The following is a 15,388-nucleotide window of genomic DNA, read 5'->3' on the forward strand; positions in this document are numbered from 1 at the left end:
TCCAACCTAAAGCGTTCGCTGGACGGTGCCTATCACGCCTTCAAATTCGCCAAATACGCCCAGCGCTACCTGGCAGAGACGATGTGGCGGTTCAACCGCCGTTTCGATCTGACCCGGCTGGTGCCCAGCTTGCTGCCCGCCGCAGCCGCCAGCAAGCCGTGGTCCGAGCGGGCCCTGCGTGATGTCACCATGTTCACCGCTGAAAGTGCGTGCTAATCAGGTGGTGAATTGAGCGCGGCGGTGCTTCTGGCCGAGCGATGCGCCACCTAGTGTCGCGTTCCGTTGATACACGTTGGATATCGCGTACATGGCGCGCCCGGGTGCCGAAGAGATCCAGCTCGACCTGATTCTGGATTGCCGCAGCAATGTGGCAGCGTACCCCGCATTTCAAGCGTATTTTCGGACTTATCAGCCGCCGTTGCTGGCCGTGTGGGGCCAGCACGACCCAGCCTTTATCCCGGCTGGCGCGCAGGCCTACCGCAGGGATCTGCCAAAGGCCGAAGTGCACCTGCTGGACACAGGGCACTTTGCACTGGAGACGCATGCGGTGCAGATTGCCGACTACATCAGTGATGTTCTCTCGCGTACGCTCAGAGCAGCGGGATAACGCGGTCAGTTTGTATCCGCAATGCGGATGCAGCGGCAGGGATGCGTGCAGGCGCAGATTGCAGGGCAATCGGGCATGCTAACCTACTGGGATAACCGCCGAGATATGCCGATGATCGCCTCGCACCGATGGACAGCGTTGTTCGTGCTCGTCATCCTGATGCCGTTGCCTGCGTTTGCAGGGACGCCGGAGGGCGGTTACCGGCAGCCGCCAGAGCCGCTGCTGAGCGTGATGCGCGCGCCGCTCAATCCATCGCCGCGGCCGGATCCTACCGGCAGGACCTTGTTGCTGGTGCAGCGCACCCAGTATCCGCCGATCGCACGGGTGGCCGAGCCCTATCTCAAGCTGGCCGGCGTGCGCGTGGAGCCGCGCACGCATAGTCGCCACGACATGTCCAACGGATACGGCATTCGTTCCTGCCTGGAGGGCTTCAGCCTGGTGGATATCGCCAGCGGCAAGCAGACGGCCGTGAGCTTGCCGGCCGGCGCCTGTCCGGCATTGCCGGTGTGGTCGCCGGATGGGCGCCGGTTCGCCTTCAACAATACGGCGGCCGACCATGTCGAACTCTGGGTGGGAGACGTTGCGACCGGGCAGGTACGCAAGATCGACGGTGTGCAGCTCAATCCTGTGCTTGGCGGCGAGATCCAATGGCTGGGCGGCAGCAGCACCCTGCTGTTGAAGACCGTGCCGCAGGATCTGGGTCCCGCACCGCGCAAGGCGGCGGTGCCGCCAGGCCCGGAGGTCAAGGAAACCATCCAGGGCAAGGGCGAAAGCAGCACCTATGAGGCCCGCGATACGCTGTCCAGTCCGCAGGACGAGGCGTTGTTCACCTATTACGCCACCGCGCAACTGCTCACGGTAGATGCGGCAACCGGCAGTCAGCGCAAGCTCGGGACGCCTGCGGTCTACAGCAACGTCGATGGCGCGCCCGATGGTCGCCACGTGCTGGTAGAACGGTTGAAGCCGCCGTATTCCTACGTCACCACCTATGCGCGGTTTGCCCACGATGTGGCGGTGTTGGACCTGGAAACTGGCAACGAGCGTGTGCTTGCCAATCTGCCGGTCGCGGACCGGGTGCCGGTGCAGGGCGTGCCAACCGGTCCACGCGCCTACGCCTGGCGTGCCAATCAACCAGCCACGCTGGTCTGGGCCGAGGCGCTGGACGGCGGCGACTGGAAAACCAGCGTGCCCGCTCGCGATACGTTGATGACGCTGGCGGCACCGTTCACCGCCAAACCGCGCGCGCTTGCGCGCGTGCAGCAGCGGTATGCAGGCCTGTCGTGGTTTGCAGAAGGCGGGCAAGCCTTGCTGGACGAGTACGACGAGAATCGCCATTGGCGGCGCACCACGCTCGTGGATGCCGACCGCCCCGGCGCTGGCGAGCGCGTGTTGTTCGACCTGTCCACCGACGATCTGTATGCCGATCCCGGCTTGCCCGAAATGCGCGTGCTCGCCAACGGCCAAGCCGTGCTGCGCGAGGCGCAAGGTGCGTTGTTCCTGAGTGGGCAAGGCGCCTCGCCCGCGGGCGACCGGCCGTTTCTGGATCGCTACACGCTTGCCACCGGCAAGAGCCAGCGGCTGTTTCGCAGCGACGCGCATGTGGACGAGGTGTTCTTCGGATTTGCAGGCGACGAGACGTCGCGCCTGCTGACCTGGCATCAGTCGCTGACCGACCCGCCTAACGTGTATGTGCGGACCTTGGGCGAACCGCTACCGGCGCCGGCTGCGGGCGAAGCCGCCTTTGCGTCCACTGCCACGCCGGTGACGCATTTCGCGGACCCGACCCCGCTGGTGAGGCAGATCAAGAAGCGTTTGGTGAGCTACAAGCGCAAGGACGGCGTGGACTTGTCGTTCACCCTGTACACACCGCCCGGCTACAAGGAAGGCACGCGCGTGCCGGCCATCCTGTACGCCTACCCGCTCGACTATGCCGATCCCTCCAAAGCTGGCCAGGTCAGCGGCGCCAGCGAGCGCGATTTCACTCGTCTCAATTACTACCAGCTGCTGCTATTGGCCGGCTACGCCATTATCGACGATGCCGCTTTCCCTATCGTGGGCGACCCCAAGACCGCCTACGACACCTACCTGCAGCAACTGGTCGATGACGCCACCGCCGCGGTGGACAAGGCCGTGGAGTTGGGCGTGGTCGACCGTCAGCGCATCGGCGTCACCGGCCATAGCCACGGCGCGTTGATGACGGCCAATCTGTTGGCGCATACAGATCTGTTTCGCGCCGGTGCCGCCACCAGCGGCAGCTACAACAAGACCTTGACGCCATTCGGATTCCAGAGCGAACGTCGGTCGTTCTGGAAAGCGCCGGACGTCTATGCGCAAGCGTCGGCATTCTTCCACGCCGATAAAATCAACGAACCGTTGTTGATCGTGCATGGCATGGACGATGCAAACCCCGGTACCGAAACCACCCAGGCACCGCGCTTGTTTCAGGCCATTCGGGGCAACGGTGGCACCGCACGCCTGGTGCTCTTGCCCTTCGAACCGCACTGGTACAGCGCACGCGAATCCAATGAAGACCTGGTGGCCGAAATGCTGGAATGGTTCGACCGTTACGTCAAAAACGCACCGCCGCGCGACGCGCAGCACGCCAACGATGTGAGATGACGCGCAACGCACACCAAGGCGGCACTTGCCGGGCTAAAGCGGCTAACAAAACGTCGCGAGCGCTCGTCAGGTGGGCGTGGACGGCGCGCTCAGAACCGCAGTGTACGCATATGGTACATGCCGTTCCGAGCACCGGCCGCGCCCGCCTGACGGCTGCGCAGTCATTTTTCAGCTGCTCTTAGTCTGCCGACAGCGACCCAAGGGTGAAGCCAGACACCGCATTTACCTTGCCGCGCCACAGCACACCGCGGTTGCTGGGCAGTGGCTGGCCGCCGGGCGAGAAGCAACGCGATTCGATCAGGTGGATGAACTGCGGCGGCGTGCTGCCCTGCTGCGCATCGTCTTCGAAGTCGTAGATGCTGGCGTGGCTGGCGAACGCGCGACGGATCTCTTCTTTTTCATCGGCCGGGCCGGGATAGGCAGCAGAGAACTCCTGCGCGAATGCTTCGAAATACCGCTTGCCGCTGACCAACTGGCCGGAAATGACGATGCCTTCGAGAAATAGCGTGACGCCAAACTGCACGTTCGACGTGTTGGCAATGCCGACCAACTTCTGCAGATACCAATCCACGCTCTGCCCATCGAACGCCAGCTTGACGTCTTCCAGCGACGGTTGATTTTGATCTTGGTCTGTCATGTTGCACTCCCTGAGTAGATTCGACGACGCGTTAGACGCAACGCACATGTGGATGGATCGCCATTGGCGTGCCTAAGCATCGCACACCGATCGCCGAAGTTGCCGCGGTTGGGTTCGCTAAGTGTCCTCATGTACGGCCGTCTTGCGACATATGGACGCTTTCATCTGATGCGCGGGCCATGGTGCGGCGCTATGCGCCACCTTTTCCCGGCGGGAGAAGGAAATGGTAGCCCCTCTCACTACGGAGCGAGGCGGCACGGCTTGCGCGGCACTGGCGCGCGTGCCCTGGAGCGCCTGCGCCGCGGAGCGGGGGTGGGGTGAGGGGACGGCGCGAGCCACCCGAGCCACCCGACCCAAGCAGGCATGCAAACCGCCACGCTCGTTACACTTACCCGGCTCACTCCCACACGACACACGCAACATGCAATTGATCGATATCGGCGCCAACCTCACCCACGACTCGTTCGACCGTGATCGCGATGCGGTGCTGCAGCGCGCACGCGATGCCGGCGTGGGGCAGCTGGTGATCACCGGCGCTAGCCGCGAGCATTCGCCACTGGCCTTGCAACTGGCGCAGCAACACCCCGGATTCCTGTACGCCACCGCCGGTGTGCACCCGCACCATGCGGTGGAATGCACCGCCGAATGCGAAGCGGAAATGCGGACGCTGCAGGCGCATTCGCAGGTGGTGGCCGTGGGTGAGTGCGGGCTGGATTACTTCCGCGATTTCGCGCCGCGCCCGGCGCAGCACAAGGCGTTCGAACGCCAGCTGCAGTTGGCTGCCGATAACGGCAAGCCGCTGTTCCTGCACCAGCGCGACGCGCATGAAGATTTCCTCGCCATCATGCGCAGCTTCGAAGGCCGCCTGGGTGCCGCGGTGGTGCATTGCTTCACCGGCACGCGCGAGGAACTGTTTGCGTATCTGGACCGCGATTACTACATCGGCATCACCGGCTGGCTCTGCGACGAACGCCGCGGCGCGCATCTGCGCGAGCTGGTGCGCAACATTCCGGCCAACCGCTTGATGATCGAGACCGATGCGCCGTACCTGCTGCCGCGCACGCTCAAGCCGATGCCCAAGGACCGCCGCAACGAGCCGATGTTCCTGTCGCATATCGTGGAAGAACTGGCACGCGATCGTGGCGAAGATGTGGCCGTGACCGCTGCCAACAGCACGGCAGCGGCACGTGCCTTCTTCCGCTTGCCGGAGCCTGCCGGCGCGAAGGGCAGCTGACAAAATGTAGCGAGCAGTCGTCAGGTGGGTGCGGCCGGCACGCAGGGATTGCAGCGCTCGCGTGCTACATGCCGCACCGAGCACCGGCCACGTCCGACTGGCAGTGGGTGTCATCGTCGTGCCAGCCGTTCCAGACGTGTTGGCGGCCTTGTGCATCGCTCAGCAGGGTGGCGCGTGCGCCGATCCACTGCGCAGCCGCCTGCAAGCGCGACGGTGCCACGTTGAAGGCCAGAGCACGCTGCCCACCGGACGCTGCGCCTGCACGCATTCCAGCGTGGACCAGCCGATGCGGACGGCGTTGCCATGCACGGGCAACGCCAACACATCGCGGTAGAAACGTAGCGTCAGGCCAGGGTCTAGGCAGGGCAGCAGCAGATGACGGAGATGCATGGCAATAAAATTGGTGGAAAGCCGGCATTGAACGACCTCAATCGCGGTTGAGGTCAAGCCGATGTTGCACGTATTTTTGAAAATAGCGCGCCATCATCAGGCTAGGCGAACAGCGCAGAGAACCGCAGCATGCGCGTAAGAGCGGCTAGACAACCGTAGCGAGCGGTCGTGAGGTGGACGCACCCGGCGACCAGGAGCCGCACTCTACGCGTGTGATGCCGATTTCGAGTACCGGCCGCACCCACCTGATGCCTGCACAGTCGTTCCGGTAGCCCAAGCAGTCACGTGACCGACGCCGATCCCAGGTTACGACATCCGCTTGGCAGCGTTGCACTGACCTCGATTCGCTGACCTTGCCCGGTGCAGCAGCATGCGCATGCACGAAATGACCCAGCCATGTGCCAAACCGCTGCGATGACGCCATTGCGCGAAGCGGAAGCAAGCGCCACTGAGCGTTCGTCCGCTACCGCCAAGCACGCTCAGATCAACTCCGCCAACGCCCATAAATGCCGCACCAATGGTGTGGTCTCCAATGCAGCCGGCGCGACGGCCAGGGCCAGGCGCGCCAGCGGCATATGGCCTTCGATATCCAGATAGCGCACGCCGGGGCGCTGCAGCTGTGCAGTGGAGGCAGGCACCACCGAGACGCCCAGTTCGGCGGCCACCAGATTGATGATCGACGACATCTGCGGCGCTTCCTGGGTGATGCGCAGGGTCACGCCGGATTCGCGGCAGGCGGCCAGGATTTCGTCGTACAGGCTGGAGCCGAAGCTGCGCGGAAACAGGATGAAAGGCTCGCCGGCCAGTGCCGCCAACGGGGCGCTGTTGCGCGTGGCCAGGGGGTGCGCGGCGGGGACGGCGATCTTCATCGGCTCGTCGGTAAAGCGCAGCAACTGCAGATCCGCTGGCGTGCTCAGACCGTAGCGCACGAACGCCGCATCCAGCCTGCCTTCGGCCAACCCCACCAGCAGGCTGGCGGTATTGGTCTCGTCCAGCAGCAATTCGACTTGCGGCCACGTGCGGCGGAAATCGCGAATCAACCGCGGCACCACCGGGCTGAAGGCGGCCGAGGCGGTGAAGCCCAGGCGCAACCGCCCGGATTCGCCACGCGCCACCCGGCGTGCGGTTTCGGCAGCGCGTTCCACATCGGCGAGCACGCGGCGCACTTCACCCAGGAATGCCTCGCCGGCCAGGGTGAGCTCGGCCCCGCTGTGGGTGCGCCGAAACAACGGCGTGCCCAGCTCGCGTTCCAGCGTCTGGATCTGCTGGCTCAGCGGCGGCTGGCCGATGCCCACCCGCGCGGCAGCACGGGTGAAGTTGCCTTCTTCGGCGACCGCCAGGAAGTAACGCAGGTGGCGCAGTTCCATCCATCTTTTCCAGATATGACAACTGCCGGAATCATATATTGGACAGGGGGTGGCGGCGGGCGAATACTCGCCATCCTACGTCTCAAGTGCGCGCTTGTGCCTTCCTCCGATCGCCGTCCGGGTCCGCTGCTCCACCCATCCCCCAGTACCGTCGCCGGCGCCGGCGCCGACGCACTCGCAGCGCTGCGCATCCGCCTGGCACTGTTCCTGGCCGGCTTTGCCACCTTCTCGCTGCTGTACAGCGTGCAGCCGGTGCTGCCCGAATTCGCGCGCGCCTTCCAGGTGGACGCAGCGACCGCCTCGCTGCCGTTGTCGCTGGCCACCGGTGCACTGGCCCTGGCGATCTTTTGCGCTGGCGCAGTGTCGGAAAACCTCGGTCGGCGTGGGCTGATGTTCGCGTCCATCGCCATCGCGGCGGTGCTCAACCTGATCGCGGCATTCCTGCCGCACTGGGGCGCCTTGGTCGTGATACGCACCTTGTCCGGCATCGCGCTGGGCGGGGTGCCGGCGGTGGCGATGGTGTACCTGGGGGAAGAATTGCCGGCCAACAAGATGGGTGCGGCCACCGGCCTGTACGTGGCCGGGAATGCCTTCGGCGGCATGAGCGGGCGCATCGTGATGAGCGTGCTGACCGACCACACCGATTGGCGCACCGCATTGGCGGTGTTGAGCGGGTTCGATCTGCTGTGTGCGCTGGCGTTCTTCTGGTTGCTGCCGCCGTCGCGCAACTTCGTGCGCCGGCACGGCATCAACCTGCGCTTCCATCTGAGCGCCTGGGCCGGGCATCTGCGCGACCGCAATCTGCCGTTTCTGTTCGCGCTGCCGTTCCTGTTGATGGGTGTATTCGTGTGCCTGTACAACTACGCCGGCTTCCGCCTGGGTGGGCCGGAATTCGGCTTGAGCCAGAGCCAGATCGGCATGATCTTCAGCGCCTATGTGTTCGGTATCGTCAGCTCGTCGGTGGCCGGTGCAGCGTCGGACCGGTTCGGGCGCGGGCCGGTGGTCACCGCCGGCATCGTGTTGTGCGTGCTCGGCGTGACGCTGACCCTGGCGCGTGTGTTGGCGGTGGTGGTGGCTGGCATCGTGCTGCTGACGATCGGGTTTTTCATCGCGCATTCGGCGGCCAGCGCGTGGGTCAGCCGGCTCGGTGGCGCGCATCGCAGCCATGCCGCGTCGCTGTATCTGCTGGCCTACTACGCCGGCGCCAGCACGATCGGCGCGCTCGGCGGCTGGTTCTGGCAGCACGGTGGCTGGGGCGCGTTGGTCGGTATGTGGCTGACGCTGTTGGCGATCGCTTTTGCGGCGGCCTACATCCTGCGCCAACGCGCCGACGACGCGCGTCCCTACGGGCGCTTTGCGCCACATCCTGTGCGGGGCGAGTGAGGCAGATCGACCGACGCTTCTGGCGTGCCCGCTTGCGGGTGGTTTGCGATGCATAAGACGTGGCAGCCGCCGCACCTTGTGCCAAGGTTGCCAACAGACGCGCACGCCGCCGCTCCAGGTCGGCCAGCTGACGCTCGATCAATTGCAGGCGCGCGCGATGCGTGTGTGCGGTTTCCGGGCACATCTGCGCGCCTTCCACCAGGCGCATGCAATCGGGGAAACCGCGACTGTCGTCCAGACTGAAGCCGGTGGCGATCAGCCGCTGAATCTGCCCCGCACCTGTGCAACGCACGCTGCAGGGAAGACCCGATAGCCATTGGCGCTGCGCGAGGACGTCAGCCATCCATGCGCATCGTAGTGACGAATCGCACGCACGCCGGCGCCGGTCTGCAGCGTCAGCGCGCCAATCCTCAGCAAGGGTTTGGAAGACGCGGCCATGCGGCAAGCATACGTTGCACGCAAGGCTTGACCCTCACCCTGGTGTGAGGCCGGAGGATGGCGGCGCTTCTGGTCTGGAGCTCACCGGATGTCGGTCCGTTCTTCTGCCATCCGCATGCTGCCGGTGCGCTATCTGCTGGTTTGCCTGCTGCTGTGAGGATCTGCTGCAGTTTGTCGAGCAGAGACGCGCCGCACATTGAACGCTGTCGGCAACTCCCCGGCCGGCAGCCCGGGCGGATTGCGATCAGCTGCGCGGCCCTGGTGTGATGCTGTACCGTCTCCAGGCTTGCATCCAGTGCGATGCGTTGCGCGTCACGTGCGCATCGTCACTCCGCCGACGGCGGTGTGATGCTGTGCTATTGCGCGCGCGCCGATCCGGCCGCCGACGTTGCGTCGTAGCGGGCGAACGACGCGCTGCCGGTGCACAGTGCTCCCATCGTTTCCGGAATTGCCAGATGACTGCTGTCCCCGCCCACGACGACCACGCGCTGCAGGACTTCATCGAGCGCCATCAGCGCCTGTTCGTGCTCACCGGTGCCGGTTGCAGCACCGATTCGGGCATTCCCGATTATCGGGATCTGCAAGGCGGCTGGAAGCGTCCGCAGCCGGTGACGTTTCAGGCCTTTATGGGCGAGCTGTCCACGCGGCAGCGCTATTGGGCGCGCAGCCTGGTCGGTTGGCCGCGGTTCGGCCTGGCGCAACCCAACGCCACCCATCACGCGCTCGCTGCGCTGGAAGCGCGCGGCCAGTTGGAAGTGCTGCTCACCCAGAACGTGGATCGCCTGCATCAGGCCGCCGGCAGCCAGGCGGTGATCGATCTGCATGGGCGGCTGGATGTGGTGCGCTGCATGGGCTGCGAACGCCGCATGCCACGTACCGAATTTCAACTGTTGCTCGAGCAGGCCAATCCGGGCTGGGCAGCGCGTGAGGCCGCGCAAGCGCCCGATGGCGATGCCGATCTGGACGATGTGGCCTTCGAGCATTTCGTGGTGCCGCCGTGCCCGGTGTGCGGTGGCGTGCTCAAGCCGGACGTGGTGTTTTTCGGCGAGAACGTGCCGCGCGAGCGGGTGGAGCGCGCATTCGCGCACCTGCAGGCGGCCGATGCGGTGCTGGTGGTGGGGTCGTCGCTGATGGTGTATTCCGGCTTCCGGTTCGTGCAGACCGCCGCGCGCAATGGCTTGCCGATTGCCGCGCTCAACGTCGGGCACACGCGTGCGGACGAACTGCTGACGTTGAAGGTGGAGCAGTCGTGCGCGCAGGCGCTGGCGTTCCTGCACGGGTCGACGGACCTGCTGCGTGCACGTCGCGTCAATGACGCCAGTGCGCGTTCTGCATGACGCAGCGATCCATCGCAGCGGTTGTGCCGGCGCGCGCAGCGCAGTGCAATAGGCACCCATGTCAGCTGTGGATGCCGCTTTGAGCCAGTTGTTCTCTCCCATCACCTTCGGTCCGCTCGCGCTCGCCAACCGGATTGTCATTGCGCCGATGTGCCAGTACTCGGCACAGGACGGCTGCGCCACCGATTGGCATCGCATCCACCTGGGCACGTTGTCGCAATCCGGCGCCGGATTGCTGATTCTCGAAGCGGCTGCGGTGGTGCCGGAAGGGCGCATCAGTTACGCCGATCTTGGTTTGTACGACGATGCGACCGAGCAGGCCCTGGCCGAGGTACTGCAATCGGTACGACGCTGGTCGCCGATGCCGATTGGCATCCAGCTGGCGCATGCCGGCCGCAAGGCGTCGACCGATCTGCCGTGGAAAGGCAGCGAGGCCATCGCACCCGATCATGCGCATGGCTGGCAGACCGTGTCCGCATCGGCGATGCCGTTTCGCGCAGGGCAGCCGGCGCCACAGGCGCTGGATCAGGCGGGGATCGATGCTGTGGTTGACGCCTTCGTCGCATCGGCACAACGTGCCGAGCGCCTGGGCCTGGAGTTGATCGAATTGCATGCCGCGCATGGCTATTTGATGCATCAATTCCTGTCGCCCTTGAGCAACCAGCGCAGCGATGCGTATGGCGGGTCGCTGGAAAATCGCATGCGGTTGACGCTGCGCATCTTCGATGCGGTGCGTGCGGCAGTCTCCGAAAAAATCGCCATTGGCGTGCGCATCTCGGCCACCGACTGGGTCGAAGGCGGGTGGGATGTGCAGCAGAGCATCGCCTTGTCGCAGGCGCTGGATGCACGCGGTGCGCACTACATCCATGTCTCCAGCGGCGGGCTCGATCCACGCCAGCAGATTCCGCTGCAGGCGGGCTATCAGATTCCGTTCGCGCAGGAGATTCGCGCGCAGGTGAGCAGGCCGGTGATCGGCGTAGGCTTGATCACCGAGCCAGCGCAGGCCGAAGCGATTGTGCAGGAAGGCCAGGCCGATGCGATCGCGCTGGCGCGTGGCATCCTGTACGACCCACGCTGGCCGTGGCATGCCGCCGCGGCACTGGGCGCGTCGGTCACGCCGGCACCGCAATACCTGCGCTGCGAACCGCGCGACGCGCGCGGCGTGTTCGCCAACTGATCCGTACCCCCGACGTCATACCGAACAAGGACAACGCATGCCGATAGGATTTCTGGGCTTGGGCACGATGGGCCTGCCGATGGCGCACAACCTGCTGCGTGGCGGGTTCGAACTGAGCGTTTGGAACCGTTCGCCCGAACGCGCCCAGCCGCTACGCGACGCTGGCGCCACGGTGGTGGAGCAACCGTGCGGCGCGGCGCACGGCCCGTTGTTGTTTTCGATGCTGGCCGACGACGACGCAGTGCGCCAGACCCTGTTGGAGCGCGGCGTGCTGGACGCGCTGCCGGCGGGCAGCGTGCACGTCAACATGGCCACCATTTCGGTGGCGCTGGCGCATGCGTTGACCGCGCTGCATGCCGAGCGCGGTGTGGCCTATGTGGCCGCGCCGGTGCTTGGGCGCGTGGATGTGGCCGAGGCCGGCAAGCTCAATATTCTGGCCGGCGGCGATGACGTCGCAGTGGCACGCGTGCAGCCGATGTTCGATGCATTGGGGCAAAAGACCTGGCATATCGGTCGCGCACCGGAGCAGGCCAATGCGGCGAAGCTGGCCGCCAACGTCTGCCTGGCCAGCGCCATCGGTGCCATGGCCGAAGCCAGCGCACTGGCACGTGGTCACGGCGTGGATACCACGCAGTTTCTGGGCATGCTGACCAGCACCTTGTTCGCAGCGCCCGCCTACCAGGGCTATGGCCGCCTGATCATGCAACGCGCGTACTTGCCGGCAGGCTTCACTGCCACGCTCGGTCGCAAGGATGTGGACCTGGCCATCCAGGCCGGCGCCGACAAACAGGTACCGATGCCGTTGGGCGAAGTGTTGCGCGCCGGCCTGGACGAGGCCATCGCGCATGGCGACGGCCATGCAGACTGGGCGGTACTGGCGGAAGTCTCGGCGCGGCGGGCAGGGCAGGTGGCCTGATCACCGCACAGCGGATTTACAGCGGCTAACACAACGTAGCCAGCAGTCGTCAGGTCCGTGTGGACGGCGCGGAGAAATCGCAATGTACGAGCGGGACATGTCGCACCGAGCACCGTCCGCGCCCATCTGACAGCTGCTCGCTACGTTGTGTTGGTCGCCCTCAGCCCTGCGCAAGGCACTTCGCTTCAAAGCACGGCGGCCCACCGCTTGCTCACCTGAACATGCAGCAGACTTTCTAAAATGCCGGTTCACGACAGCCGCCGCTCCAGGGAGGATGCGATGCGACACCTGCATATCACGCTCGGTCCGACCGCACGCACCGCGCGCACTGGCTTGCGCCGGTGGTTCACGATGACCGACGCTCCGGCCATCGCCCAAGGTCCGGTAGGCCCGGACCATCCCGAGCACCCGGACCATTCTCTGTTCGCACAGATCCGCGAAGCGGTGAGCGTGCTGGATGCCGAGTTGGGCAAGCCCTTCGACGAGGCGAGCGAGCGCATGGCTGCGCGTGAGCTGCCGCTGGCCACGCAGCATGGCGTCGATCAGGTGGATCATGTGGTGCTCAGCCGCCAGCTGGGTGAAGTCGGCGAGCATGTGTTTTTGGTGCGTGGCGAGCTGTCCGACCCTGCGCATCTGCGTGCGCACATCACCACGCAGGAAGCCATGGAGACATCGGTGGATGCGTCGCTTGCGCAGCTGGATGAGATCAACCGGCGGCTGATGCTGCGTTTGCCGCCGCGCTGCGTAGGTGTACGGAATCGCGCATGCGGTTGCGCTGCGTGATCGACTACGGCACCACGTCTGAGCGAAGAGTACCTCGTGCAGCACGGAAGTCAGGCGGCAACGAAACTCAGGTCGAACGCTGTCGCGTTGCATACCAGGCGTTGGTGTCCGTTCGCGCCAAAAAGTTACCGATGCAAGCACTGCGTCGGTGATGTCACGCATTGGCTATCATTGCGCCGATGCGCTCCGACTACATCCTCACCCTGTCATGTCCCGACCGCACCGGTATCGTCTATCGCGTGACCGGGCTGCTGTTCGATCTGGCCTGCAACATTCTCGACGCACAGCAATTTGGCGACGACGAAAGCGGCCGGTTCTTTCTGCGCGTGCATTTCCACAAGCCGGCAAAGACCGACATTGCCGCCCTCCAACAGCGCTTCGCGGCGCTGGCCGATGAATTCCAGATGGACTGGCAACTGCACGACGCCCGTCGTCGCGCGCGCCTGCTGGTGTTGGTGAGCAAGCAGGGGCATTGCCTCAACGATCTGCTGTTCCGCATGCACAGCCGCCAGCTGCCGGTGGAGATTGCCGCGGTGGTCTCCAACCACACCGACTTCGCCGCGTTGGCGGCGTCGTACGGCATCGCCTTCCACCATCTACCGGTGAGCGCCGCCACGCGCGCCGCACAGGAAGCGCAGTTGCTCACGTTGGTCGACGAGCTGCAGACCGATCTGGTGGTGCTGGCGCGTTACATGCAGATCCTGTCGCCGCACGTGTGCCGTGCACTGGCCGGGCGCGCGATCAATATTCATCACAGCTTCCTGCCCAGTTTCAAGGGCGCGCAGCCGTATCACCAGGCGCACGCACGCGGGGTCAAGATCATTGGCGCCACCGCGCATTACGTCACCGAAGATCTGGACGAAGGCCCGATCATCGAGCAAGACGTCGCCCGTGTGGACCACGCCATGACCCCGCGCGACCTGGTCCGCGTGGGCAGCGACACCGAATCGCAGGTGCTGGCGCGTGCGGTGCGCTGCCACGTCGAACATCGCATCGTGCTCAACGGACATCGCACGGTGGTGTTTCGTTGAGGCGGGGATTGGGCATTCGGGGTCCGGGATTGGTACAAGCGGCTTGACCGACTACCGTTGCAGTCGTGGGGCTGCGGCTCATACGAATCTCCAATCCCGAATCCCGAATGACGGCTCAACGCGATACCCCGCGCCAGACACCGAGCGGACCCAGTCCTCGCCGTCGGCGAGCTTGCGGCGCAGGTTCTTGACGTGGCTGTCGACAGTGCGGTCGGTGACGCTGCGGTGGTCGGCGGAGAGCCGGCCCATCCGGTGCTCGCGCGAGCACACACGCCCCGGGGCGGCGGCGAGGGTGCGCAGCAGGCGGAACGCAACCTGGGTCAGGTCCAGGGCGCGGCCGTCCACGCTGGCGCGACAGGCGTCCTCGTCGATATGCAGGCCCGGTGCCGGTGCGCCGTAGGGATCGTGGCGATGGCGGGGCAACACCGCCTGGACGCGCGCCGCCACTTCGCGCGGGCTGAATGGCTTGCAGATGTAATCGTCGGCGCCGATCTCCACACCCCGCAGGCGGTCGATCTCTTCCACACGCGCGGTGACCATGATGACCGGCACCGCGCTTTCCTTGCGCAGGTCGCGGCAGATTTCCAGACCGTCGCGGTTGGGCAGCATCAGGTCCAGCAGCACCAGATCCGGCTTCTTCGCGCGGAACGCGCCCAGCGCCTGCGCGCCATCGGCGATCCAGTCGTGCGAATGGCCGCCCGCGTGCAGGTACGCGCCCACCACCGCGGCCAGGCGCGGTTCGTCCTCGACGATCAGCACGTGCCCGATCGGGGGCAGGCTGCTCATGCCGTCAGCGCCGGCAGGCGCAGCACCATGCGTCAACCGCCCAGTGCGCAGGCCTGCGCGTTGATCGCACCGCCATGCGCCTCGGCGATGTTGCGGCAGATCGCCAGGCCCAGACCGCTGCCGCCGCTGGCGCGATTGCGCGAGGCCTCGGTGCGGTGGAAGCGTTCCAACAGGCGCGCGTGCTTGTCCGCCTCCACGCCTGGCGCGCTGTCTTCGACCACCCATTCCAGCAGCGCGCCGCGGCGGACGCAGCGCAGCTGTTCGGTGCCGCCGGCGTCGGTGTAGCGCAGCGTGTTTTCCAGCAGGTTGCCGAGCAGCTGCTGCAGGCGGCGTTCATCGCCATCCACCTGCAGCGGGCCGGCCTCGATCTGCGCCTGCACCTGCAGCTGCGCGCTGACAAAGCGCGCACGCATGCCGTCCAGCATGGTGCGCAGGATCACCGCCAGATCGACCGGTGTGCGCCGACGTCGGTCAGCGACACGTCGTACAGGTCTTCGATCAGTTGGCCGACCTGCTGGTGCAGCGACCCCAGTGAGTTAGGTGTCATCGGCCCGACGCTGTCCTGCAGCGCTTCCAGTTCGGCGCGCAGCACCGCCAGCGGTGTGCGCAGCGCGTGCGAGATGTCTGCCATAAACGCGCCCAGTGCGCGTTCGTTGTGCTCCAGCGTTGGCACACGGACAGGT

12 protein-coding genes, 4 other RNA genes and 4 pseudogenes are annotated in these 15,388 nt (G+C 65.5%); 11 read left to right on the forward strand and 9 right to left on the reverse strand.

Going from position 1 to position 15,388, the window contains the following annotated elements; all coding sequences use genetic code 11:
• The 3 genes and pseudogenes from WJW29_RS17715 to WJW29_RS17725 all read left to right on the forward strand — a co-directional run.
• The coding region (locus WJW29_RS17715) for a transposase (RefSeq protein WP_146767563.1) at positions 1 to 216 on the forward strand (216 nt) is incomplete at its 5' end.
• A gap of 70 nt (positions 217 to 286) precedes the next feature.
• Positions 287 to 607, forward strand: a pseudogene (locus tag WJW29_RS17720) (alpha/beta fold hydrolase); the annotation flags it as partial.
• 111 nt (positions 608 to 718) lie between these two features.
• A complete protein-coding gene (locus tag WJW29_RS17725; protein WP_011260655.1) occupies positions 719 to 3,226 on the forward strand; it encodes a prolyl oligopeptidase family serine peptidase in 2,508 nt (835 codons plus the stop codon).
• Between the two features lie 40 nt (positions 3,227 to 3,266).
• On the opposite strand, the gene WJW29_RS17730 is transcribed toward WJW29_RS17725, so the two are convergent.
• Positions 3,267 to 3,345: non-coding RNA, sX9 sRNA (locus WJW29_RS17730), on the reverse strand.
• Between the two features lie 59 nt (positions 3,346 to 3,404).
• Entirely contained in the window at positions 3,405 to 3,863 is a 459-nt protein-coding gene (gene gvpU / locus WJW29_RS17735; protein ID WP_012443823.1) for a gas vesicle accessory protein GvpU, read from the reverse strand.
• Between the two features lie 421 nt (positions 3,864 to 4,284).
• Between gvpU and WJW29_RS17740 the strand changes: the two genes are divergently transcribed.
• Positions 4,285 to 5,097: a TatD family hydrolase gene (locus WJW29_RS17740; protein WP_011409682.1), complete on the forward strand. Its 813-nt coding sequence runs from the start codon at positions 4,285 to 4,287 to the stop codon at positions 5,095 to 5,097.
• Here WJW29_RS17740 and WJW29_RS17745 read toward each other — a convergent pair.
• The 3 genes and pseudogenes from WJW29_RS17745 to WJW29_RS17755 form a co-directional block, all read right to left on the reverse strand.
• A non-coding RNA gene (locus tag WJW29_RS17745) (sX9 sRNA) lies at positions 5,092 to 5,167 on the reverse strand. The genes WJW29_RS17740 and WJW29_RS17745 overlap by 6 nt on opposite strands.
• 66 nt (positions 5,168 to 5,233) lie before the next feature.
• A pseudogene (locus WJW29_RS17750) lies at positions 5,234 to 5,487 on the reverse strand (hypothetical protein); the annotation flags it as partial.
• A 479-nt stretch (positions 5,488 to 5,966) separates the two neighbouring features.
• Complete coding sequence (locus WJW29_RS17755) at positions 5,967 to 6,854, reverse strand: LysR family transcriptional regulator (protein ID WP_011260651.1); 888 nt, start codon at positions 6,852 to 6,854, stop codon at positions 5,967 to 5,969.
• A gap of 96 nt (positions 6,855 to 6,950) precedes the next feature.
• On the opposite strand from WJW29_RS17755, the gene WJW29_RS17760 reads away from it, so the two are divergent.
• Positions 6,951 to 8,237 carry an MFS transporter gene (locus WJW29_RS17760; protein WP_041182322.1) on the forward strand — a complete coding sequence of 429 codons (1,287 nt, stop codon included), beginning with the start codon at positions 6,951 to 6,953 and terminating at the stop codon, positions 8,235 to 8,237.
• Positions 8,238 to 8,301: 64 nt separating this feature from the next.
• Here the strand turns inward: WJW29_RS17760 and WJW29_RS17765 are convergent.
• Positions 8,302 to 8,675 (reverse strand): annotated as a pseudogene (locus WJW29_RS17765) (MerR family transcriptional regulator); the annotation flags it as partial.
• A 455-nt stretch (positions 8,676 to 9,130) separates the two neighbouring features.
• Here WJW29_RS17765 and WJW29_RS17770 point away from each other — a divergent pair.
• From WJW29_RS17770 to WJW29_RS17780, 3 genes are read left to right on the forward strand one after another with little or no spacing between them, the layout of a single operon-like run.
• Entirely contained in the window at positions 9,131 to 10,012 is an 882-nt protein-coding gene (locus tag WJW29_RS17770; protein ID WP_011260648.1) for an NAD-dependent protein deacetylase, read from the forward strand.
• 58 nt (positions 10,013 to 10,070) lie between these two features.
• A complete protein-coding gene (locus WJW29_RS17775) occupies positions 10,071 to 11,189 on the forward strand; it encodes an NADH:flavin oxidoreductase/NADH oxidase (protein WP_011260647.1) in 1,119 nt (372 codons plus the stop codon).
• Between the two features lie 37 nt (positions 11,190 to 11,226).
• Positions 11,227 to 12,105: an NAD(P)-dependent oxidoreductase gene (locus WJW29_RS17780; RefSeq protein ID WP_011260646.1), complete on the forward strand. Its 879-nt coding sequence runs from the start codon at positions 11,227 to 11,229 to the stop codon at positions 12,103 to 12,105.
• Positions 12,106 to 12,128: 23 nt separating this feature from the next.
• On the opposite strand, the gene WJW29_RS17785 is transcribed toward WJW29_RS17780, so the two are convergent.
• Positions 12,129 to 12,204: non-coding RNA, sX9 sRNA (locus tag WJW29_RS17785), on the reverse strand.
• On the opposite strand from WJW29_RS17785, the gene WJW29_RS17790 reads away from it, so the two are divergent.
• The 3 genes from WJW29_RS17790 to purU all read left to right on the forward strand — a co-directional run bounded on the left by WJW29_RS17790 (position 12,188) and on the right by purU (position 13,919).
• Positions 12,188 to 12,261, forward strand: a non-coding RNA gene (locus WJW29_RS17790) — sX9 sRNA. The two genes, WJW29_RS17785 and WJW29_RS17790, sit on opposite strands and share 17 nt — an antisense overlap.
• A gap of 195 nt (positions 12,262 to 12,456) precedes the next feature.
• Positions 12,457 to 12,888 carry an XVIPCD domain-containing protein gene (locus WJW29_RS17795; protein ID WP_042465793.1) on the forward strand — a complete coding sequence of 144 codons (432 nt, stop codon included), beginning with the start codon at positions 12,457 to 12,459 and terminating at the stop codon, positions 12,886 to 12,888.
• 179 nt (positions 12,889 to 13,067) lie between these two features.
• On the forward strand, positions 13,068 to 13,919 hold the full coding sequence (purU, locus tag WJW29_RS17800) for a formyltetrahydrofolate deformylase (protein WP_011409678.1): 852 nt from the start codon (positions 13,068 to 13,070) through the stop codon (positions 13,917 to 13,919).
• 78 nt (positions 13,920 to 13,997) lie between these two features.
• Here purU and WJW29_RS17805 read toward each other — a convergent pair whose 3' ends face one another.
• A complete protein-coding gene (locus WJW29_RS17805) occupies positions 13,998 to 14,705 on the reverse strand; it encodes a response regulator (protein ID WP_011409677.1) in 708 nt (235 codons plus the stop codon).
• Positions 14,706 to 14,737: 32 nt separating this feature from the next.
• Positions 14,738 to 15,369: pseudogene (locus WJW29_RS17810) on the reverse strand (ATP-binding protein); the annotation flags it as partial.
• Positions 15,370 to 15,388 lie beyond the last annotated feature (19 nt).

The organism is Xanthomonas sp. JL1, from assembly GCF_038405005.1.

What these genes read in the sequence shown, in the direction of transcription:
- WJW29_RS17725 (WP_011260655.1), top strand. Translation starts at nt 719, where the DNA reads ATGATCGCCTCGCACCGATGGACAGCGTTGTTCGTGCTCGTCATCCTG.
- gvpU (WP_012443823.1), bottom strand. Translation starts at nt 3,863, where the DNA reads ATGACAGACCAAGATCAAAATCAACCGTCGCTGGAAGACGTCAAGCTG.
- WJW29_RS17740 (WP_011409682.1), top strand. Translation starts at nt 4,285, where the DNA reads ATGCAATTGATCGATATCGGCGCCAACCTCACCCACGACTCGTTCGAC.
- WJW29_RS17755 (WP_011260651.1), bottom strand. Translation starts at nt 6,854, where the DNA reads ATGGAACTGCGCCACCTGCGTTACTTCCTGGCGGTCGCCGAAGAAGGC.
- WJW29_RS17770 (WP_011260648.1), top strand. Translation starts at nt 9,131, where the DNA reads ATGACTGCTGTCCCCGCCCACGACGACCACGCGCTGCAGGACTTCATC.
- WJW29_RS17775 (WP_011260647.1), top strand. Translation starts at nt 10,071, where the DNA reads ATGTCAGCTGTGGATGCCGCTTTGAGCCAGTTGTTCTCTCCCATCACC.
- WJW29_RS17780 (WP_011260646.1), top strand. Translation starts at nt 11,227, where the DNA reads ATGCCGATAGGATTTCTGGGCTTGGGCACGATGGGCCTGCCGATGGCG.
- WJW29_RS17795 (WP_042465793.1), top strand. Translation starts at nt 12,457, where the DNA reads ATGACCGACGCTCCGGCCATCGCCCAAGGTCCGGTAGGCCCGGACCAT.
- purU (WP_011409678.1), top strand. Translation starts at nt 13,068, where the DNA reads ATGCGCTCCGACTACATCCTCACCCTGTCATGTCCCGACCGCACCGGT.
- WJW29_RS17805 (WP_011409677.1), bottom strand. Translation starts at nt 14,705, where the DNA reads ATGAGCAGCCTGCCCCCGATCGGGCACGTGCTGATCGTCGAGGACGAA.